The sequence below is a fragment of the Bacillus cereus group sp. BfR-BA-01408 genome, from assembly GCF_022663305.1.
Classification (GTDB): Bacteria; Bacillota; Bacilli; order Bacillales; family Bacillaceae_G; genus Bacillus_A; species Bacillus_A pacificus.
This window is the reverse complement of the sequence record NZ_JAKUFF010000014.1, coordinates 29,140-51,178: the sequence shown is the minus strand read 5'-3', so window position 1 is coordinate 51,178 and position 22,039 is coordinate 29,140. Positions and strand designations below refer to the sequence as shown.

Below are 22,039 nucleotides of genomic sequence, written 5' to 3'. Positions count from 1 at the left end.
TAATCAGTGGGGGTCTTACTGCCCATTAAAGTCGGATAAAATATCTCTTTTTCTATTTCCATCATGGAATCCACCACGACTGCCTGTTAATACAATTAATTGCTCTAACCCTTCTATATGATCACCTATAATTCGAAGTACAGCTGGTGGATGACCTATTTTAGCAAAATGTTCACTGGGTCGAATACGGTTCATCTTATCGACTTCAACACGACTTACACATGCAACTTCAAATCCTGAAAGAATAGCTTTCACTTGAGCTACACACGGTGCCAGTAAAGATCTATATCCAATTTCTTCCAAACACTTACGACTAAACGCATTCGGTATAGCGATAAGAGAGCCTACGCCTAGATCTTTTCTATCACAAGCTAAATTTAATGCATATTTAAATGCAGTTACAAGATGAAGCGGTACTCTTAAATCTAAATAATGATTTAGATCATTTAATGCAACGTCTGTTCCATCTGCAATAGCTTTCGCAAAAGGATATAACTCACTCGCTGGAATAACAAAATCGCCGTCTATAAATAACACAATTTCTCCTTTTGCGAAATACGTTCCAAGTGAGCGCCCCACATCATTTCCGAGTGCTTCTTTATATACAATTGTCGTTGCTCCCTTTTCTTTTGCAATCGTTGCTGTTTGATCAGACGAACCATTTACAACAACGATAATTTCAAAAGGTTCAATTTTGCGAAGCTCTTCTATAACGTTTCCAATTGTTTTCTCTTCATCTTGTACAGGAATAATGACCGATAATTGCTTTCCCTTATACAAATTCGATGTAACGCCCCATCCTTGATAAAAATCTTTAAAATCTAAAGTATGATAGACACTATCTCTTTTCCTATTTCCATCATAATACCCTCCGCGTTCATCGCTACCTACTATTCGCTCCGCTACAGCTTCTATATGGTCACCTATCATCCTTTTTTCAGAATGAGAAAGACCCGTGCCATACGCAGCATGCTCGGTCGGCCGAAATTTATTTGGTGTAATAACGTCAATTGCACAATGTCGACTAATTCTCCATTTGCTTTGAATAAGGCGTAAATGAGCGACAATAGGATTAACAAAACATTCATACCCAATGCTTTGAACAACTTCTTTCGTCAACGCGTGAGGTACAGATAATAAAGAATCAATCTTTAACTCTTCACGCTCTAGCATTGCATTTAATATTTGGCGCCATACTGTCACTGAGTGCGGTTTTTGTTTCTTTAAAAATAACGCATCCAAATTATTTAAAACGATGTCGGCCTGATCATGTAAAATTGGATTTAGGAATAATTGTAACTTTGAAGTTTGAATAGCAAAATCTCCATCTATAAATAGTAATACGTCACCTATCGCGTGTTTTGCGCCAACTGCACGGCCAACATCATTCCCCAGTAGCTCTGTATACTTGATTACTTTACACCCTAAACGATCAGCAACCTCTTCTGTTCCATCATTACAACCGTTTGCTACTACAATAATCTCTACTGGATTTAATCCTTTTGCCGATTGAATAACGTCTGAAATCGTATCCGCTTCATTACATACAGGTATAATAATCGATAGTGACTTAGCCATTGTTTTCTTCACGAAACCATTTAATAGTTTCTTTCAACCCTTGTTCCCACGTTACTTTCGCTTGAAATTGAACAAGTTCTCTTAATTTCGTTACATCTGGTCTTCTATTTGGAATTTCTTCAAAGCCATGTGGATATACCTCTTCGAAAGGAACTTGAACAATCTTTGAAGAAGATTTCGTTAGCTTTTTAATTACTTCTGCTACTTCTTTTATACTCTTTTCATTCTCAGAACCTATATTAATAATCTCACCATTTACCTTCTCATCCATTGCTCGAATCGTTGCCTCTACCGCATCACTTACATACGTAAAACAACGTGTCTGTTTTCCATCTCCATATACGAGAATGTCTTCTCCTTGCAGTGCTGCGCGGATAAATCGCGGGATTACCCCTGCATACGGACCATCTTTCGCTCTTGGACCATAAATATTAAAATAACGAACAATCGTTACAGGTAAGCCTTCTAAACCGTATCCTAAACATAATGTTTCTTCTAACGTTTTACAAACTGCATAACTCCAACGTATTTTAGAAGTTGCACCGTATAATCGATCTCCTTCTTCAGAAAAGGGTGGCTTTGCCTTACCATATACTTCTGAAGTAGACGCAAAAACAACTTTCTTCTTTCCTTTTAGCGCTGCTTGTAAAATGTTTCTCGTTCCATCAAAATTCGTTTCAATAAGCTCTATGCTCTTTTCCATTGTCGTTTTCACACCTAAAATTGCTGCTAAATGAAACACTACATCATGTTGGTTCACTAATTCATAAATAGAATTTCGATCTAAAACACTTATTGGAATAACCCGAATTTCTTTCATTAACTCATCATGATATTTATTTTTCCCTTTATAGAAATTATCAATGATAGTGACATCATAACCTCTTTTCACCAGCTCTTCAGCTAAATGTGATCCAATAAATCCTGCTCCACCTGTAATTAAACATTTCTTACTCATACACTCACCTTCTTTATAATTCCACGTGTATCTACGACTTGCTTTATCCCTTTAAAAATCTTCCAATCGATATTAGAATGATCTGTTAAAATTAAAATACAATCCGCTTGTTTAACGACTTGTTCATCCAAAGAAACAGATTGATACACCTTATCTCCAAATTTTGCAGAAGAAATATATGGATCGTGATACTCTATCTCATATCCTTCTTTTATTAACAATTCAATAATTGGTAACGCTGGTGATTCTCTTAAGTCATTTACATCTTTTTTATATGCAATCCCTACAATTAAAACCGTTGCAGGTGATTGCACCACACCTTTTACTTTCCGGACCATTTTTTCTGGCATTTCCTCATTAATTACATGTGCCGCCTCAATTAATTGACTCATTGCTCCATTCTTTTTTATTCTCCACTGGAAATATAAAGGATCTACCGGAATACAGTGTCCCCCTATCCCTGGTCCTGGCCAATACGGCGTAAATCCAAACGGTTTTGTAGATGCCGCTTCAAGTGCCTCATAAAAATCAATTCCTAAACTTTCACATAGTATATTTAACTCATTTACTAATGAAATATTGACTAAGCGCTGAATATTTTCAAATAGCTTACACATTTCTGCTACTTTTGGGGAGCTAACTGGAACAACTACATCAAATATAGTGCTATACAAAGCCTGTACTTTTTGTTTACACATTTCTGTTTGTCCACTAATGACTTTTGGAATCGTTTGAACGGAATATTGACTATTAGCTGGATCAATTCTCTCAGGAGAATATCCAATATAGAAATCTTCTCCTACCTTTTTTCCTGTTTGAGAAATAATCGGAATAATAACTTCCTCGAGCGTACCTGGATATGTGGAACTTTCGAAAATGAAGGTTTGTCCTTTTTGAAGGTTTTGTTGTATATAATGCGAAGCTGAAATGAGGGCACTTAAGTCTGGTTCTCTTTGTTCATTAATTGGGGTTGGGACAGTGACAATAACGTAATCACTATTTTGAAAATCAGCAATACCTTGATCCGGTGTATTTACTATTAATTTTTTTCTAGTCAATAAACTTTGTAACAATTTAGAAGAAACATCTGGAATATAACTTTCTCCCTGTATAATTGATTCTATTTTTCTAGTATCTTTATCTAATCCAAGTACTGTATGTCCTCTCTCTGCAAAATGAACTGCCAAAGGAAGACCAACATATCCTAATCCGATAATGGCAACTGTACTACTAACATTCATCTGTATTCTCTTCTTCCTTTCTCAATTGTTGAATGATATTTCTATCCCGCTCTCCATCTGTAAAACTCCCGCGCTCGTCTGTGGATTGCAATAAATATGCAATCGCCTCGAGTTGATCACCGAAAATACGATCAAATGCTGGAATACGCCCATTTACAAATCCATGTTGCTCTGGGCGTACTCGATTTGTTTTTATAACATCTACAAATTCTACCGCTGTAATAGAGAATCCCTCCAAAATAGCTTTCATTTGAGCGAGTGGCGGAATGATAAGAGAATCATATCCGATTTTCTCTATTACTTTTTTATGCATAGCATGTGGTACTGCCGTTAATGAGTTATTCCATAAATCTGGTCGTTTCGCTACTAAATTCACAAAATATTTTCCCATGCTAATTGGGTCTGCCGGATAAAACATATCTAATAAACACTGTAAATCATTTAATGCCACATCATTTCCATCTTCAATAGCATGTAAAAATGGAATTAGTTTTTTTCCTGGAATAACAAAATCACCATCGACAAATAAACAAATATCGGCCGTAGCATGCATAGCTCCTATCGCTCGGGCTACATTATGTCCAAGCGCTTCCTCAAATTCAATAACAATGACATTCTCTAGCTTCGCTTGTTTAATTGTCTCAACGTCCGCTCCATTCGCAACAACTATAATTTCATCTACACCTGATTTTTTCACTTCTTGTATAACAGATCTTATAGTCGTCTTTTCTTCTGATACTGGGATAATCGCACTATATTTCGCTTTTTTCTTTTGTAATAAAACTGGTTTATACTTTCCTATAAATGCTCTATCCCTATTTCCTTCCGAAAAGCCACCACGCTTACCATATATTTCGATTACGTATTGCAAAGCACGTAAATGATCCCCCATAATACGACTAGTCGCTTTCGGATAAGGAGAGCCAGGTGATGTACCAGTATGAACGGGACGCACTTTATTTGTATGAATGACATCGACAGAAGCCATATCAACAATATCTACTCCTCTAGACATCGCTATCGCTTGAAATAATGCTGGATCCGCTAAATTCCACCAACCAAACTTTTGAATAACTTCCCTACTCATTGCATGCGGAATTGCGATTAAAGATCCAACAACAAGCTCTTTTTTATTCAAATAACGATTCAACATAAATTTGCCAACTGTCGTATAATGCGGTCTCATCTTTAAATAAACAGACCATGTTAAATTATTCACAACAATTTGGTGACCTTGCTGAATGCCTTTTATAAAACGTTGTAGCTCTTTATTATCAATGACGATATCACCGTCTAAAAACAAAACAATGTCGCCTTTCGCTTCTCTTGCACCAATTGCCCGTCCAACATCATTACCAAGAGAATATTTATAATAAATGACATGGCAATGATGTTGTAAGGCTATTTCTTTTGTTCCGTCTGTCGATCCATTATCTACTACGATAATTTCATATGGTTTCAATTTCTCCACTTCTACTAAAACTTGTGATAAAGTACTCGCTTCATTATGCGCTGGAATAATAACTGATACCCTCATACTTGTACCACGCTTACCCTTCCAAGCGAACATAAGAAATGATAGGAATACGTACAACTACATCTTCCGGTGGTCCATAAGAAGGAGAAGTACGAACACTTACTGCCCCGTCTGTCACAGATAACAGAATACCTGCAACAATTTCGGCCGCTGTCACAACTTGCACTAGCTCACCAACATGATTACGTAATTCTTCAGTAAATAACATATATAAGTCTCCTTTCTTACGCTTCTTTAATTGATATAATACTTGTAAATGGCAATAAAACTTCTGTTCCTATTCCTTCTTGCAGTGTTAAGAAATCATCACCAACTGCTACAATCACACCTGTTAACTGTCCAACTGTCACCGTAATTTCTACGTTTTTACCCAAATACTGCTCTGCAATTTCTTTAAAAGGTGATGTATTACATTCTTTTAAAATGTTACAAATAATAGATTGAAATCTACTTGATTCAATAAATTCTTCCGTAGCTTGCTTAGAGTTTCTTTGAATAAATCTCGCGAAGTTTTGTGAAAATAAAAGTCGTTCCACAGCAGGTAATAACTTATTATCTAAAAAATAATCTAATTGTCTATTAAACAATCTCGATAACTTTTTCCAATACTTACCGAATAAACACATACACTTCTCCTCCTATTATTTTTAAATTATAAAAATATATCCATACATCTTAATGTATACAAAGCAGACTCTTTTTGTGATAGGTAAGACATACATTTTTCAACGAAACAATATGTTCTAATTACAAAAAAGATAGATGGTATCCCATCTATCTTTTTTTATATCTTAATTTTTAATTGTAACTATCGCAGAGACACTATAATAAACCGCTCTCGGTAATGCTGCCTGTTCACTTATATAAGCTGTAACAAGAGAACCACCGCTTGCCGAAAAATACTTAACAGCTTCTAATGGAATACCATCTTCTTTCACATCAATATGCGTTCCATCTCGCCAGTCTATTTTCTGCATTGTTGCTGAAAGATCCCCAGTCACTTTACCACATTCTTTACCATCCACCCCTAAAAAAATCCATTCCCACTTTGTTAAACTTAGTACTTGTTTCAACTCTCCAATTTTCTTTCCATCTACATTAGAAAAAATATAAAAGTTGCGTACTCCCATCTTCTTTTGAACACGCAATAATCTTTCTCCCGAGTGATTATATAAATAAAATTGTTGCTTATGTAGTCCCTTAAAAAGAAAAGAGAGTACAGCTTGCCATATACTTTGAATCACAAAATCATACTCTTCTTTTAAAAATCCTACTGCACTGCCATCTAATCCAAAGTATGTAATCACTTGAAATACTCCTACCTCTTTGCGAACAACAAATTTTTGTTGCTCCAATAATTCAGAAGTCTCTATATTATAATTTTCCTGTTTGAGCATTTTTGATCTTCGTTTTTCTATAAAGCTATATATTAATAATCCAAATGCCGGTATTACAACACTTATTAATTTCAAATTTTCTTTCTCCGAAGTGAATAGCGTCCCTTTTTTATATTCCATCACTAATCCAATTGCGACGATAATCCATACAATGACAGATACAAAAAAAATGCGTTTCGCATTACGTGCGTGATGCCTATGTATGCTCATATCCCTCCCCCTTTTCCATTTATCCCGCTATTCGCCGGGCAGTAAGACCCCCACTTCAAAATTCAGCAAAAGCAAGGAAGTTAGGTGGGGATCGACTGCCCGTAAAATCCCGATTGGTTCAACTAATAATCAGTAGGGGATGAAGAAACCCCCGACTGATCAAAGTTTCACTTTATTTCATTATCCCATTGCACATACACTTCCTCAATAAAAAAAGACTATCCAATAGGATAATCTCTTACACTTCAATATTTCGTAACATCGTATAAATGTCATTATTCACTTTACCAAAGGATTTAATATTGTTTTGAATGTTAGATAATAAAACGACATATACACTTCCATTTTTACTAAATCCATTTAAACAGTTCCAGCCTGGCATTACACCGTGGTTCGAGTAACTTCCCGGGTCTACATACCATCCAAACCCGTAATCTTTTTTTCCACCTGTAAACATTTGATCGTAGCTTTCTTTTGAAATCAACTTTCCAGAGAAGAGCGCTTCATTAAATAAATATAAATCATGGGCACTTGTATATATATCACCACAACCATAAAGTTGTGACATACTTGGAATATTAGGTGTTGTCATATTGTTATTTACTATTTTATAACCTGTCGATGGAAATCTTGTTTGTTCTAGCTCTCTACCAAAACCAGAATGTTTCATACCAGCAGTAGCAAAAATATGTTGTTTAATATACTCTTCTAACGGTTGTCCGCTTACCTTCTCAGCAATATAGGCGAGTATTGAATAGTTAGAATCGGAATACTTCCATTTCTCTCCTGGACTTCCAATACGCTTTTGCTTTCCTATTCGTTTTATCAATTCTTCATGAGAGATATCCTCTGTTCCCTGCTCGTACTCTGGAATTCCTGATGTATGTGTTAGTAAATGTTTTAACTGAATACCATTACCTTGAGGGAAATCTGGAATATACTTCGCAATCGTATCCTCTACATGTAACTTATTTTGATCTTTTAATTGCATAATAGTAGTCGCTACAAAAGCCTTTGAAATAGAACCAATATAAAAAGTTGTCTCTGAATTATTCGGTACTTGTTTTTCTTTGTTCGCCATACCGTATCCTTTATTCAAAAGAACCTTTCCGTTCTTCACAATAACCGCTGTCCCGCTAAATCCTGTTTTTTGCAAATATTGATCTAATTGAGCGTTTTCATTAATTTCTTGAGGTGGTCCCTCAGCAGGCTTTTCCACAGCTTTTGCTTGCTTCACTTGTTCTTCCTGCTCTTTTTGTTTTTTTGCTTCTTGCTTCTTTTTTTCTTCTTTCTTTTTTAGCTCTTCTTGTTTCTTCATTTCTGCTGCTGCTTTTAAAGTTTCTTCTTTCTTATTATGCGCAACAATTTTTGTATACATGAAATATACAAGTGAAAATAGTAAGACGAGAATGATTGTTCTTTTTATGTATACAATTGGCCGACGTGATTTCCCATTCGCATTATTTTTTTCGTGATCCATGATTGCTTTTTTCCCCTTATTTACCGATAATTTAATTCCACTACACAAGATTCATTCCGGATCTTTTTCATAGATTTTCGACATTCCATTCGATGTCATCCCTACTTTATCACGCACTGCACATATTACCAACCTATATGCACAAAAAAGAAAAAGAAAATTTACAAAAGTAAGATTCCCGTTAAATTTTTAATATAAAAAAAGAGGATACCCTCTAAAAAACTGATGTTATCAATTTTTTTGGATATCCTCTTATCTAATTATTTATACGTGTTTTTTCATATCATCGGCAACAGATTCAACATTTGTACCTACGATAACTTGGACACTCGTGTTACTTAATTTCATAACACCTTTTGCACCAGCACGTTTTAATGCTGCTTCGTTTACTTGACCAGCATCTTTCACTTGTAAGCGTAGACGTGTTGCACAGTTATCAATAACTGTTAAGTTTTCTTTTCCACCTAAAGCTGCTACGTAAGTTTCACCAATTGAACCTGCAACTGGAGCTTCTTCACCTTCAGCTACTTCCTCTTCATCTTCACGACCAGGAGTTTTTAGGTCGAACTTCTTAATTAAGAAGTAGAATACTACAAAGTAAATTGCTGCGTAAATTAAACCAATTCCTGCTAATAATACTGGTTTTGTTGCAATACCGAAGTTTAAGAAGTAATCGATTGCCCCAGCACTAAATGAGAAACCATCGTGTATGCCAAGTGTTGTTGTAATGAATAGAGACAGACCTGTTAATACAGCATGAATACCATATAATACTGGTGATAAGAACATGAATGAGAATTCAATTGGCTCTGTAATACCAGTTAAGAATGAAGTTAATGCTAGACCACCTAACATACCTGTAACCATTTTACGTTTTTCTGGTTTAGCAGCTGCAATCATTGCGAAACATGCTGCTGGTAAACCGAACATCATGATCGGGAAGAAACCAGTCATAAACATACCTGCTGATGGATCTTTTGCAAAGAAGCGTGCAATATCACCATGAACGATATCGCCAGCCGCATTTGTAAAGTCACCAAGTACGAACCAGAAGTATGTGTTCATTACGTGGTGTAAACCGATTGGAATTAATAAACGGTTTAATAATCCGAATAAACCAGCACCAATTGAACCTAAGTTTACGATACCATGTGCTACTGCATCAATACCACTTTGAATTGTTGGCCAAATTTGACCGAATACTAATCCTAAAAGTAACATTACGATTGAAGTAATGATTGGTACGAAGCGTTTTCCTGCAAAGAACCCTAACCATTCTGGCAGTTTAATCTTATGGAATTTGTTATATAGTAATCCCGCAACAACCCCTGCAATAATACCACCGAGTATGGCCATATTGATTTTCGGCGTTAACGCCGCTGCTTTTGAAACCTTTGTCATTGTATCTGCTAATTTAGTTGGATCTACTGAACCGACTAAATCTTGAACACTTTTTAATTTATCATTTAACTCTGCTGCTGAATACGTCTTACTTAGAGCATTCGTTGTATTTTGTAAAACAAGATATCCGATTGCTCCGGCAAGTCCAGCTGCTCCACTACCGTCAACAGACAAACCGATTGCAACACCAATTGCAAAAATAAGTGCTAAATTATCAAAAATTGCTGCACCGGCCTGTGCCATAACAGGAATGTTAAATACGTCTTCTTGTCCTAAACGAAGCAATAATCCTGCTGCTGGTAGTACGGCAATTGGAAGCATTAACGCTTTACCAATACGTTGTAGAAACTGCAACATTTTAATTCCCCCTATCAAATTTATGAAATCGTTATCATTATAAGTACGCCTTAGAAAACGCTTTCTATTTACATAACCATAATAACATATAGTTGTATAGATGTGTAGTTTTTATTTTTGAATTTTTTATGGATAAATCTCCTATTTCCAAACTGTTATATAAAAGGAAATTTCTCCTTTTTTACTACAGAATATTCAAAACGAAAGACCCTCTATAGAACATGCAACTTTCGTTTTATCATTCCACTTTTTCATGTTATTATTTATTTCCGAGCATATCGGGAAAAGTAAACTTAGTTAATTCGAAATAGGAGCGTTGGTACTATGCAGTGCATTGAAACAAACAACTTACAACAGTTGTTAGAACAAGTAAAACCATATACGAAAAAAGGAAAGCTTGCTACTTATATCCCCGAACTAGGAAATGCCAATCCAGATGATTTAGGGATTGCCATTTTCCATAAAGAAACAGAATACATCCATGCTGGCAACTCACAAACACTATTCACTCTTCAAAGTATTTCAAAAGTAATTACACTTGCACTTGCCCTTTTAGATCGTGGTGAAGAATATGTATTTTCTAAAGTTGGAATGGAACCAACTGGTGATCCATTTAATTCTATTATTAAGTTAGAAACGACAAGTCCTTCTAAACCACTTAATCCAATGATTAATGCGGGGGCACTAGCCATTACAAGCATGTTAGCAGGTAAAGATAATGAAGAAAAAATGGAGCGCATTCTTCATTTCGTACGTGAAATAACAGATAATCCTACTATTAATTATTCTTCTAAAGTTGCTAATTCAGAATTAGAGACAGCTTACTTAAATCGCTCACTTTGTTACTATATGAAACAAAACGGAATTATCGATTGTGACATTGAAGAGCTGATGGATTTATACACTCGTCAATGTGCAGTTGAGGTAAACTGTATCGATTTAGCACGTATCGGCTTAATTTTTGCGATGGATGGATATGATCCATATAAGAAAAAACAAATTATCCCTAAGCATATTACAAAGATTTGTAAAACATTTATGGTTACATGCGGTATGTATAACGAGTCTGGTGAATTTGCGATTCGTGTTGGTATCCCCGCAAAAAGTGGTGTAGCTGGTGGCATTTTCGGATGCGTAAAAGGAGAAATGGGAATTGGTATTTTCGGACCAGCTTTAGATGCAAACGGAAATAGCATCGCTGGTTTTAAAATCCTTGAACTTCTTTCTGCTCAAGAAGGTTGGAGCATTTTTTAATTCAGAACCATCCTGCTATACTAGCAGGATTTTTTTTGCATAAAACCCTCAATTTTATTAGCTACCGATCCCCTTACAAAAACCGTGCTGAAAGTTTCTCTATATTATGCATATTTGCTCCCCCAACCTGAATAGTATAGTACAACCTAGCGCTATATGTGGAGGTGTGAAAGATGAAACTAATATTTCAAATGGGAAAACAGCCTGTTCTTGAAAAAACAATTCTTCTTTTTATATTGAGTATTGTAGAAAGCTTAAAGCTAAAAGTTGTTTCACTCGATGAAGCTCACCGATACATATTCAATTTAGAAGTACTTGAACTATTAATGGATCGGAACATCGATGATCAAGTACTTGAACTTATTCATTTCGGAATGGGACTTGAAGACGTTCATCATGTGCTTCCTGAAGAATTTGAGCATACGATTGAAGAATTAAAGTGGCTTTGTATCCAAGTATTAAGTGAGTACAGTATGCATGAAGAATCGGAACAATTAATTGAAGATATACGTTAAAAAAGCACCTATGTAGGTGCTTTTAATGTTTTTTCAAACTATTTTTATACGTTTCAATATTTACTGGTAGCTCTTCCTCTTCTAAAGTATGTTCATTTACATCTTTATGAATGAATGCTCCTTTAGGTGGTTGATGGTCATGCCCTTTTTTCTTATGATCAAATGCTTTTCCGCGTCCCATACGGATCCCCCTTTCTTTAAAAGAAATCCGTATTAGTATGGAGAAAAGTACGTCGATATATGCAATCCTTTGCCATATTTCCAAGGAAATACTCGAACGTTGTTTTTTGTTCTCCTTACAACAACTGATCGATCCCAATAAGAATTAATAACACTCCCGCAATAACCGTAGCCCATTTCCCTAAGTATTCTGCTAAGTATCGTTTTCCTACATACGCAAAACCACTTATACAAATAAAACTAAACACACCAGAAATAATCGCTGTAAGCCAAAGGTTTAAATTTGTTACCCCAGCATCAAATCCACCTGCAATATTATTAATTGATAATGCAACGCCCAAAACAATTGCTTCTGAAAAACTAATTGTTTTAGAACCATCAAAATCTGCTTTTTCCGGATCACGTAAAATCCCCATAAGTACACTATCATCTTTAGAGTCTACGGTCTCTTTTTTACTCAAGAAAGGCTGACATAAAATAAACACTCCAATTATTCCTAAAACAATTGCCCCTATCAAATTTGCCGTAAACTCTGAAATAAATAATGCGATCCAACTCCCAAAAAAGCCAGCTAATAAAGTAAATAAAAACCCAAAAAATGCGATGATAAAATTGTTGAACCACGAAATTCTAATTTTACGAATGCCATATGCAATTCCAACACCTGCATTATCTAAATTAGAAGCAATCCCAATTAAAAAAATTGAAAATAGACCTGCCGTACTCATAAACAGCCACCCCTTTTTTCTCACTTTTCCATGCATCTTATGAAAATGTTGAGCAACTGTGCCTGTCTGTTTCATATACATGTAATAAATGCTCAACATTTTTTCAACAACAAAAAGGAGTGCCTTCGCTATGCCTAAAGAAAATCCAAATGAGCGGCTTAGTACATTAATAAAAAAACTTTTAAAAGAACGTGCCTTATCTATGCGCCAACTCGGAATGCTTACAAATATTGATCCCGCAACAATCTCAAGAATTATGAATGGTAAACAACCGCCAAAACAAAAACATCTACAAAAATTTGCAGAATGTTTGCAAGTTCCACCCCAATTGTTATTTGATGAAATGTATCCTGATTCTCCTCACATTAATAAAGAAAAGACGGATATGTACACATCTCTTGATACCATTCAGCAAACGCTGCAATCCTCTAACTTATTCGATTTCGACTACACAACAACCCGTGTGAAACAAGAACTTGAAAATTATGAACGATATGCTCAAACAACAGAAGGAGAAAAACGTATTCATGACAGTTTTGCAAGTAAGCTAGAACAAATTGATAGTGCTGGTCCTTTCATTGAACAATTAACGGATATGTATCAACAATTTTGCAATGAAACGATTCCAAAAGAAGAGCGTGCAGTTCTTGGAGGGGCATTACTGTATTTCATTTTATCGACAGATATTATTCCTGACTATCTCTTTCCAATTGGCTATTTAGATGATGCAATTGCTGTTGAATTAGCAAAAGAGAAATTAATCGAACTAAAACGAAAGACATAGAAAATAAAGAACTATTTCAGTTGTTTCTATTCAACTCTGAAATAGTTCACTAAAAAATCGTACAAGTATACATACCTGTACGATTTCAACATACTAATCTATTTTTTCGTATGACACCATTCATATATAAATGCTGTTATTACTTTTGTAAATTCGATTAATTGTTCCACTTCAACTTTCTCATTTATTGAATGAGCCTCTTCTAATGTACCTGGTCCGTAAATAACAGCTGGAATATGAAATTCACTAAACCAACCACCATCCGTTACCGTTGCAGACATATCTAAAATTGCATTTTTAGATAAAATTGATTCATGTACTGAGCTAAGCGTTTTTACAGCTGCATGTTCACTATCTATTTCTAAAGAAGGGAAAATTTCACCACGATCCACAATCATTGATTCTCCGCCCCACTTAAATTGTGGTGGATTTTCACTTAACCATGGATCGGCAGCTGCTACTTTCCCAATATACTCTTCAATTTCTTTTATTATTTGTTCATGTGTTTCATTCGGATAAAAGTGTACTGTTATCCATAACCGGCACTCATCCGCAATAAACGCTGCATGCCTTCCGCCCTCAATGACAGCTGGATTAATTGTTGTTGTTCCAGATGGATAGCCTTCATATGTTTTCATGACTGCCCAATGACGCTCTAATTCTTGTAAACTTTGTACAATTTTCATCATTTTTTCAATCGCACTCGCTCCGAATAAACGTCCTCCAGCATGAATCATTTGTCTGCGTGTTGCATCATGAAACGTTTGGGGGCTTTTCACAGTAATCCATCCAGTAATTACGCCCCCCTGTCCTTGCATATGTAAATCACTCGTATCCACTACGACTGCAAAATCAGCATCATAACCCCTTTTGCAACATTGAAGCGTACCTGCCTCTCCAACTTCTTCTCCGATTACGGATTGAAAGATTAAATCTCCGGGCAATTCAATGCCTGCTTCTTGTAAAAGCTGAATAGCAAATAATGCTCCAGCTAATCCCCCTTTCATATCTGCCGCACCACGTCCAACTAACCAACCATCTTTTATAAATGGCTCAAACGGACTCGTTTCCCACGCCTCATCTGCTGATATTTCCGCTACATCCATATGCCCATTAATAATAAGACTTTTATGTGTGTCACTTTCTATCCCTTTTTTCACCCCAACAACGTTCGGGTCATTCGGATATACATCCCATTTATCAACACTAAAATTTCGTTTTCTTAGAAACTGTGCAACAAATTGTTGCGCCTCATTTGTATTTCTCGCCGGCGGTGCTGGTGTTTCAAAACGAATTAATGTTTTTGTAAGCTCTAGTAACTCATTTTTTCGTAGATCAATCTGTTCTAATAGCTGTGCAACTTCTTCATTCATCGCTACTTCCCCTTTGCATACGTAGTATGTTCCCAGCTTTATTTTCACAAAAAAAGAGACTGTTTACAATTTTACAGTCTCCAAATTAATCACTATTATAAACTCTCTATTTCTGTTGTCTTTGTCTTTTCAATATGCTCTAAGTTACTCCCCTTATTTCTTGTCGCACGGTAAAACAGTAAACAAACAATCATAAAGGGAATACCACAATACAATGCCATTCTTTGTTCTGGAATAAAGGCCATAGCAACAATTACTGTTATATTTAATACTAACGCAAGCAGTGGAACGAATGGATACAGTGGTGTTTTAAATTTCAAGTCCTTCACATCCCCGCCCTGCTTAACATATGACCTTCTAGCTAATAAGTTAGATAGAGCAATAGATGCCCAAACTAATATCGCTCCGAACCCGGCAATAGAAAGTAGCCATAAATAAACTGTATCTTCCGCATAAATACCTGATAGTAATGAAAGACAACCTACAATCGTACTTACAATCAACGCATAAATAGGAACACCATTTTTAGATAACTTACCAAAAATTGGACTAATCATTCCTTGATTAGACATAGACCATAGCATACGAGAAGTTGCATATAGCCCTGAATTCGCAACGGATAGAACCGCTGTAATAATAACGAAATTGATAATATCAGCTGCATAAGGAATACCAATTTTATCAAATACAACTACGAATGGACTTTCTATCACTCCTGCTTGTTGCCATGGGAATAATCCTGCAAGAATGAAAATAGATAATACAAAGAACACAAGTATACGCCAAACTGTATTATTAATTGCCTTCGGGATTGTTTTTTCTGGATTTTCACTCTCTCCAGCTGCAATACCAACTAGCTCTGTTCCTTGGAAGGAAAAATTAACAGCAATCATCGTAATTAAAATAGCGGATAATCCATTTGGAAACAACCCACCATAATCAGTAAAGCTAGAAAACATTGGTGCTGGCTCATTTCCTTTCATATCTAGAAAACCAAACATTGCTGCCCCGCCCAAAATAATAAATGCAATGATTGTAATGACTTTAATACTTGCAAACCAAAATTCAACTTCTGCAAAACTTCTTGAAGATAACGCGTTAATAGCAAAAAGTAGTACCGCAAACACTACGCACCAAATCCAAGACGGTACATCAGGAAACCATCGTTTCATTAAAATACTAACTGCAATGAGTTCAATACCTATTGTAGCCGACCAGTTTAGCCACGACATCCATCCGACTACATAACCCGCTGCAGGGGAAATATGCTTCGTAGCATACGTTTGATAAGATCCTGCGTCAGGCATCGCAACAGCTAATTCTCCGAGACAGAGCATCGTTAAATACATAACAAATCCTCCAACAAGATAAGCTACAATCGCTCCTCCAGGCCCAGCTTCATGAATTGTATACCCCGATCCTAAAAAAAGTCCGGTACCAATAACTCCTCCAAGTGCAATCATAAATATGTGTCTGCTTTTCAATTCCCTTTTTAATCCTTGGTTTTGATCCATCATACAAATCCCCCCCCTTTTCCCTTTGGAAACCCATTTCATGTAAGCGTTTTTAAAATTGTTTATACGAAAAATAATTATTGAAAAGAGCAAAATACATAGTATTAATCACTACCTGTTATTAAAAGATCATCCCTCACTGTTATTAATAACTTTTTATTAGCGATAGCTTGTCCTTCTACTACTTCTAATGACTCGATATACCCACTGATTCCTACCTTAATTTCTACTTTCTGTTTATCTATTGTTTCAATTAACGCTAATTTCTCCCATTCGTATACGTAAGAATTTTCCGTAACAAATAACTTCTCAACTTTCCCGTAACAAGGACTATACACGCCTTCTATAACCGTCTTCACTTTATACACTCCTCCTTCTTATTAATTGGTACTGAAACGTTGCATATCCCTCCTTTAGAGATTTCAACTATTCTTTATGCAAAATGCGTACCAATCTTAAATTCCTATTTAAAATGAGGGTTCCTCACAAAAAAATCTTCATAACCGCAAATTTTTTCTACCGTGTAAGAAGTTTTAAAAGGAAAATCGCAAAAAAATTTTGCGATTTTATAAGAATTTTAATAAAATTATAAAAAGTCAGTCTTCATAGGGTGAAATGAGGAGAAGATAATCTATGCGTACAGAAGAAATTAATTTGAAACAGATCATTGAAATGAATATGCTATATGAAACTTTGCTCAATGAACTCGATATCGGGATTCATATTATTAATGAGGAAGGTAAAACGATTATCTATAACCGTAAAATGATGGAAATTGAATCAATGGAGCGCTCAGATGTGCTATATAAAAGTCCTTTAGAAGTATTCGCATTTGAAGAAAATAAAAATAGTACTCTTATAGAAGCATTAAAATTAGGAAAAACAAACAAAAATATAAAACAAACTTATTTTAACAATAAAGGGCAAGAAATTACGACGATTAACGATACTTTCCCAATAATAGAAAACGGGAAAATTAAAGGCGCTATTGAAATTTCAAAAGAGATGAATCACTTAAAGCAAACAATAAAAATGGACTCTTCCCGAAAACAAAACACTAAATTTACCTTTGATCACATAATTGGTGATTCTGAAGCCATTCAATCCACCATTGCGGAAGGAAAAAGGGTAATTCGCACATCATCCTCCATACTTCTCGTAGGAGAAACAGGAACTGGAAAAGAACTATTTGCACAAAGTATCCATAATGAAAGTCAACGTTCGGGCAAACCATTTATTTCGCAAAACTGTGCCGCTATACCTGATACACTCATGGAAAGCTTATTATTTGGTACGAACCGCGGTGCATTTACAGGAGCTATCGATAAAGCCGGTTTATTTGAAGAAGCAAACGGAGGAACTTTGTTATTAGATGAGATCAATTCGTTAAGTCCAGCACTTCAAGCGAAGTTGCTGCGAGCTATACAAGAAAAAACAATACGAAGAATCGGAGGCACACAAGAAAAAGAAATTGATGTTCGTATTATAGCAACTATTAATGAAGACCCTCTTGAAGCTATTACACACAATCGATTGCGGGAAGACTTATATTACAGATTAAGCGTCGTTACTTTATGTCTCCCGCCTTTACGTGAACGAAAAGAAGATATTCCAGCTCTTGTTCAGCACTTTATCGAAAAGTACAACATTCAATTTGGACTCGGCGTAACAGATGTAGATATACATGTAAGAGAATTCTTATATGCATATGATTGGCCTGGAAACGTACGAGAATTGGAACATGTCATTGAAGGTTCAATGAATTTAGTTGAAGATGAAAATATCATTACAGCGTTTCACCTTCCCACTCGCTTTCGCGAACGAATAAAAAAAGAATTCAATATGCAACCTCTCCTAACTAATAACGATACTGATGCGCCAAAAACGTTAAAGCACACAATAGAAGCAATGGAAAAGAACTACATCACTCAAATTTTGAAAGAGTATCACGGTAATATTTCACAAGCTGCAAAGTTTTTAGGATTAAGTAGGCAAAACTTACAATATCGAATTAAAAAATTGCATTTACACATATAAAATAAGACGTTAATCAGTGGAGATTTTGTCCATCTTCCACTGATTACTAGCCTAACTTTTATTTCCTACTAAGACCGCATTAAATTTTTTCCAAGTACAAATAAACATTTGGTAAAATATGCTACAATAAACATATAACATACTAGAAAGGAACGATATATATGAGTAATGATAACAAATTAAAGTTATTACAATACTTAGCCTTCTTCCCTACCATTGTATGTATGATGTTACTAGTTGATATAAACGCCTATCCTTATGCAAAACTATTAGCAACAATTAGCGGCTCTTTTGCAGCTATTATGCTTGCTGCTTTTTGGAATTTGAAGATACGTATGAAGAAAGAAAAATCTTCTTAACGCCAAAACATAAAAAATCGAGCCTACACAGCTCGATTTTTTTATTACTATTAAAACTCAACATTCTCCAAATACAAACCACTCGCCTCAGCAAGGCAATTAATCTGATTACGTTGTTTCGCCTCTAAAATCTGTGGAATCGCCTCTGCATCTAATTGTCCTAACCCAACTTCAATTAATGCTCCAACAATTTTTCGGACCATGTTATGAAGGAATCCGTTACCACTTACTCTAATTTGTACAAATCCTGCTTCTTCCATCACTTCAAGTGTATATACTTCTCGCACCATAGACTTTTTCTTTGATTTTGCATTTGAAAAAGCAGTAAAGTCATGTGAACCAACTAAATGTTTCGCGGCTTCTTTCATGCTTTTCACATTTAATTTTTTATTCACATGCATGCTGTATTTACGCATAAATGGGTTCGTGTGCTCTTCATTCCAAATTTTATAAAGGTATGTTTTTGCTTTAGAATTGTAACGGGCATGGAATCGATCATGTACTTCTTCTACATTCGTAATACTAATATCATTAGGTAAATATTGATTTAAATATTTTTTTACTTTATGTTCCACTAACTTCTCATCACTTTGAAAGTTAGCAACTTGATTCAAAGCATGCACACCAGCGTCTGTTCTACTACAACCGATAATTTCAGTTTCTTTTCCGACCATTTCAGAAATGACACTTTCGATTTTTCCTTGAATCGTATTATCGTTATTACCGAGACGCTGCCATCCTTTAAAACGTGCACCGTCGTACTGAATCGTTAATTTATAATTGTGCATAATATTCTCCTTCATAGAAAATATTCCCTCATACCATGAGGGAATATTAATAAACTTTACTTTCTAACAAGCTTCACTACATTTTCTACATGAGCTGTATGCGGGAACATATCAACTGGTTGTACATATTCCACTTCATAGCTCTTCATTAACGCTTGTACATCACGTGCTAATGAAGAAGGGTTACAAGATACGTAAACAACTTGTTTCGGCTTCACTTTTAAAATTGTTTCCAGTAATTTATCATCGCAACCTGTACGAGGTGGATCGACAACAATTACATCTGGACGCCATCCTTCTTTTACCCATTTCGGTAACCATTGTTCAGCTTTACCTGCTTCATATTTCGTATTTGTAAATCCGTGACGCTTCGCATTTTTTCTTGCATCTGCAATTGCTTCTGGAATTACATCCATACCACGTACTTCCGCCGCATCATTTGCAAGCCAAAGTCCAATTGTACCAACGCCACAATACGCATCTACAATTTTCTCATTTCCAGTTAAGGCAGCGGCTTTTTTCGCTTCATTATATAAAACAACCGTTTGTTCTGGATTCAACTGGAAGAATGCACGTGCTGATAATTCAAATGATAAATCACCAAGTGTTTCTTGAATTACTTCTTTTCCAGCTAATTTAAATGTTTTATCACCAAAAATAACAGATGTTTTACGCCAGTTTACATTTTGCATAATTGATTTAACAGCTGGCATCTGTTTTTGTACTTCTGCAATAAATTGTTCTTTATTTGGCAACTCTTCTTTTGTTGTAATAAGTGTAACTTGTACTTCCCCTGTTTGAACTGCAGTACGTGTCACAATTGTACGTACTAAACCTTTTTGTTTTTTCTCATTGTAAATAGAAACATTTAATTTTTCTAAAATACGTCTTACAACTTTTGTCGCTTCATTCGTTGCTTTCTGTTGAATCATACAATGAGCAATATCAATTAACTGATGTGAATTTTGTTTATACAGTCCTGTAATAACCTTTTCGTCTTTACGCCCCACTTGTAGTTGACTCTTATTACGATAATGCCATGGATTTTCCATGCCTAGCGTCGGACGAATTTTCTCTTCCAAACCGTTGTTCATATACTTCTGGAATGCTTGTACAACGATATCACGCTTTTGATTTAATTGTTCTTTATAGTCTAAATGTTGCAATTGGCAACCGCCGCACTCTTCATATACCGGACATGGCGCTTTCACGCGATGTGGTGAAGCTTTACGAACCTTTTTCACTTTCGCTTCAGCGAAGCCACGCTGAATTTTCGTCGTTTCAGCAACAACTTCTTCTCCTGGTAATGCCCCTGGAATGAAGACAACTTGTCTCTTAAAATAACCAACGCCTTCTCCGTTAATCCCAAGACGTTTAATTGTCACAGGAAACGTTTGACCAACTTCCAACTTACTCTCATGTTGCTTTTGTATCATTATTACACCTCTACTCTATACTTTTCCATAAATATAACGCTGCATAACTGCAGTATGGTTCACACTCTTGTTTTACGTTTTCTAAAAATGCATCATCAGGTTTATCATCTAATTGAAATACACCTTGTACTGCACGCTGAATCCCAATGTCTGCTTTCGGAAACATATTTTTCCGTCCAAGCCCAAACATTAAAAAGTTTTGCACTGTCCATGCACCAATCCCCCTAATTGGTAACAATTGTGCTGCAACTCCTTCTTCTGTTTCGTTTTCTATTCTAGTTAAATCTAACTTACCACCTATAATACACTTTGCTAATCCTACCATATATTCAGCTTTTCGCTGACTAAACTTCTGCTCTCTCAATTCCTCTATTGAAATATTTGCTACTATTTCTGGAGTGGGGAAAAAGAATACACCGTTCTTCTCTGTTCCATATCGTTTCACAAACTGTTCTGTTAACACAGTAGCAAATTTCAAATTTATTTGTTGATGAATGATACAGCGAAGAAGACAAGCAAAATAATCAAATTCTAAAATAATTGGAGTATAAGCATATGTTTCAAATAGTGGACGTAATGATGTGTTTAAAAAATGATTTTGTATATCTTGAAACGGTTCATTCCAATGAAAAATGGCCCTCATTCGTTTCATGACTTTCTCTGAATCTCCTGTCTGACTAGAAATCCAAAACTGTGGATTTTGAACAGTACCAATCCCTTGCAGACGAACAACAATCTGTTCCTCGTCTATACAAAGCGGGACATAAATAACTTTCTCATCTAATTGAATGACGTTAAGAGGATCAAAAGATAAACGTTTTAATACTTCTTCAAAATGATACGGATACTCTAACGTAACATGTTCGCTCCACATACGTTTCCCCATCCTTTTTACACATCATTATAGCATGA

Annotated in this window: 22 protein-coding genes; 5 read left to right on the top strand and 17 right to left on the bottom strand. The window is 35.6% G+C overall.

Annotated elements, in window-relative coordinates; genetic code table 11:
• Window positions 1-15 precede the first annotated feature (15 nt).
• From MR083_RS09435 to nagE, 9 genes are all read right to left on the bottom strand, one after another.
• The gene (locus tag MR083_RS09435) at window positions 16-1,578 is read right to left on the bottom strand and encodes a glycosyltransferase family 2 protein (protein ID WP_242269062.1); all 1,563 of its coding nucleotides are present in this window, start codon (window positions 1,576-1,578) and stop codon (window positions 16-18) included.
• Complete coding sequence (locus MR083_RS09430) at window positions 1,571-2,536, bottom strand: NAD-dependent epimerase/dehydratase family protein (RefSeq protein WP_242269060.1); 966 nt, start codon at window positions 2,534-2,536, stop codon at window positions 1,571-1,573. The genes MR083_RS09435 and MR083_RS09430 overlap by 8 nt, the downstream gene beginning before the upstream one ends.
• Entirely contained in the window at window positions 2,533-3,777 is a 1,245-nt protein-coding gene (locus MR083_RS09425; RefSeq protein ID WP_016716383.1) for a nucleotide sugar dehydrogenase, read from the bottom strand. The genes MR083_RS09430 and MR083_RS09425 overlap by 4 nt, the downstream gene beginning before the upstream one ends.
• Entirely contained in the window at window positions 3,767-5,347 is a 1,581-nt protein-coding gene (locus tag MR083_RS09420; RefSeq protein ID WP_242269066.1) for a glycosyltransferase family 2 protein, read from the bottom strand. The genes MR083_RS09425 and MR083_RS09420 overlap by 11 nt, the downstream gene beginning before the upstream one ends.
• Window positions 5,328-5,522: an LSm family protein gene (locus MR083_RS09415; protein WP_000899480.1), complete on the bottom strand. Its 195-nt coding sequence runs from the start codon at window positions 5,520-5,522 to the stop codon at window positions 5,328-5,330. Before MR083_RS09415 ends, MR083_RS09420 begins: the two co-directional genes overlap by 20 nt.
• Before the next feature lie 16 nt (window positions 5,523-5,538).
• Window positions 5,539-5,940, bottom strand: a complete 402-nt coding sequence (locus MR083_RS09410) for an LSm family protein (protein WP_000335520.1) — start codon at window positions 5,938-5,940, stop codon at window positions 5,539-5,541.
• A gap of 165 nt (window positions 5,941-6,105) precedes the next feature.
• On the bottom strand, window positions 6,106-6,921 hold the full coding sequence (locus MR083_RS09405; protein WP_088106206.1) for a sugar ABC transporter ATP-binding protein: 816 nt from the start codon (window positions 6,919-6,921) through the stop codon (window positions 6,106-6,108).
• Between the two features lie 238 nt (window positions 6,922-7,159).
• On the bottom strand, window positions 7,160-8,401 hold the full coding sequence (locus MR083_RS09400; protein WP_242269058.1) for a serine hydrolase domain-containing protein: 1,242 nt from the start codon (window positions 8,399-8,401) through the stop codon (window positions 7,160-7,162).
• Between the two features lie 264 nt (window positions 8,402-8,665).
• On the bottom strand, window positions 8,666-10,159 hold the full coding sequence (nagE, locus tag MR083_RS09395) for an N-acetylglucosamine-specific PTS transporter subunit IIBC (protein ID WP_000938882.1): 1,494 nt from the start codon (window positions 10,157-10,159) through the stop codon (window positions 8,666-8,668).
• 324 nt (window positions 10,160-10,483) lie between these two features.
• On the opposite strand from nagE, the gene glsA reads away from it, so the two are divergent.
• Window positions 10,484-11,413: a glutaminase A gene (gene glsA / locus MR083_RS09390; protein ID WP_001149853.1), complete on the top strand. Its 930-nt coding sequence runs from the start codon at window positions 10,484-10,486 to the stop codon at window positions 11,411-11,413.
• A 173-nt stretch (window positions 11,414-11,586) separates the two neighbouring features.
• Window positions 11,587-11,928, top strand: a complete 342-nt coding sequence (locus tag MR083_RS09385) for a DUF3969 family protein (protein ID WP_000766605.1) — start codon at window positions 11,587-11,589, stop codon at window positions 11,926-11,928.
• Between the two features lie 22 nt (window positions 11,929-11,950).
• Here the strand turns inward: MR083_RS09385 and MR083_RS09380 are convergent, their stop codons facing one another.
• Together MR083_RS09380 and ytaF are read right to left on the bottom strand one after the other, a co-directional pair.
• Window positions 11,951-12,109 (bottom strand): hypothetical protein, encoded by a 159-nt coding sequence (locus MR083_RS09380; protein WP_000532411.1) that lies wholly within the window; start codon window positions 12,107-12,109, stop codon window positions 11,951-11,953.
• Between the two features lie 115 nt (window positions 12,110-12,224).
• Window positions 12,225-12,836, bottom strand: coding sequence for a sporulation membrane protein YtaF (gene ytaF, locus MR083_RS09375; RefSeq protein ID WP_000100734.1), 612 nt, complete (start codon window positions 12,834-12,836; stop codon window positions 12,225-12,227).
• A 130-nt stretch (window positions 12,837-12,966) separates the two neighbouring features.
• On the opposite strand from ytaF, the gene MR083_RS09370 reads away from it, so the two are divergent.
• Window positions 12,967-13,620 (top strand): helix-turn-helix domain-containing protein, encoded by a 654-nt coding sequence (locus MR083_RS09370; protein ID WP_001123724.1) that lies wholly within the window; start codon window positions 12,967-12,969, stop codon window positions 13,618-13,620.
• 98 nt (window positions 13,621-13,718) lie between these two features.
• Here the strand turns inward: MR083_RS09370 and MR083_RS09365 are convergent, their stop codons facing one another.
• The 3 genes from MR083_RS09365 to MR083_RS09355 all read right to left on the bottom strand — a co-directional run bounded on the left by MR083_RS09365 (window position 13,719) and on the right by MR083_RS09355 (window position 16,866).
• On the bottom strand, window positions 13,719-14,993 hold the full coding sequence (locus MR083_RS09365; RefSeq protein WP_242269056.1) for an acetylornithine deacetylase: 1,275 nt from the start codon (window positions 14,991-14,993) through the stop codon (window positions 13,719-13,721).
• A 95-nt stretch (window positions 14,994-15,088) separates the two neighbouring features.
• Window positions 15,089-16,510, bottom strand: a complete 1,422-nt coding sequence (locus MR083_RS09360) for an amino acid permease (RefSeq protein ID WP_242269054.1) — start codon at window positions 16,508-16,510, stop codon at window positions 15,089-15,091.
• Window positions 16,511-16,611: 101 nt separating this feature from the next.
• Entirely contained in the window at window positions 16,612-16,866 is a 255-nt protein-coding gene (locus MR083_RS09355; protein ID WP_000859488.1) for a biotin/lipoyl attachment domain-containing protein, read from the bottom strand.
• A 274-nt stretch (window positions 16,867-17,140) separates the two neighbouring features.
• Between MR083_RS09355 and MR083_RS09350 the strand changes: the two genes are divergently transcribed.
• Together MR083_RS09350 and MR083_RS09345 are read left to right on the top strand one after the other, a co-directional pair.
• A complete protein-coding gene (locus MR083_RS09350; protein ID WP_242269051.1) occupies window positions 17,141-18,544 on the top strand; it encodes a sigma-54 interaction domain-containing protein in 1,404 nt (467 codons plus the stop codon).
• A gap of 161 nt (window positions 18,545-18,705) precedes the next feature.
• Window positions 18,706-18,903 (top strand): hypothetical protein, encoded by a 198-nt coding sequence (locus MR083_RS09345; protein ID WP_000063916.1) that lies wholly within the window; start codon window positions 18,706-18,708, stop codon window positions 18,901-18,903.
• A gap of 50 nt (window positions 18,904-18,953) precedes the next feature.
• Here the strand turns inward: MR083_RS09345 and truA are convergent, their stop codons facing one another.
• Genes truA through MR083_RS09330 form a run of 3 tightly spaced genes read right to left on the bottom strand, consistent with a single transcriptional unit; the run spans window position 18,954 to window position 22,001 of the window.
• Window positions 18,954-19,691: a tRNA pseudouridine(38-40) synthase TruA gene (gene truA / locus MR083_RS09340; RefSeq protein WP_000553123.1), complete on the bottom strand. Its 738-nt coding sequence runs from the start codon at window positions 19,689-19,691 to the stop codon at window positions 18,954-18,956.
• Between the two features lie 56 nt (window positions 19,692-19,747).
• A complete protein-coding gene (rlmD, locus tag MR083_RS09335) occupies window positions 19,748-21,127 on the bottom strand; it encodes a 23S rRNA (uracil(1939)-C(5))-methyltransferase RlmD (RefSeq protein ID WP_242269048.1) in 1,380 nt (459 codons plus the stop codon).
• 10 nt (window positions 21,128-21,137) lie between these two features.
• Complete coding sequence (locus tag MR083_RS09330) at window positions 21,138-22,001, bottom strand: DNA-3-methyladenine glycosylase family protein (RefSeq protein ID WP_000269445.1); 864 nt, start codon at window positions 21,999-22,001, stop codon at window positions 21,138-21,140.
• Between the last annotated feature and the right edge of the window lie 38 nt (window positions 22,002-22,039).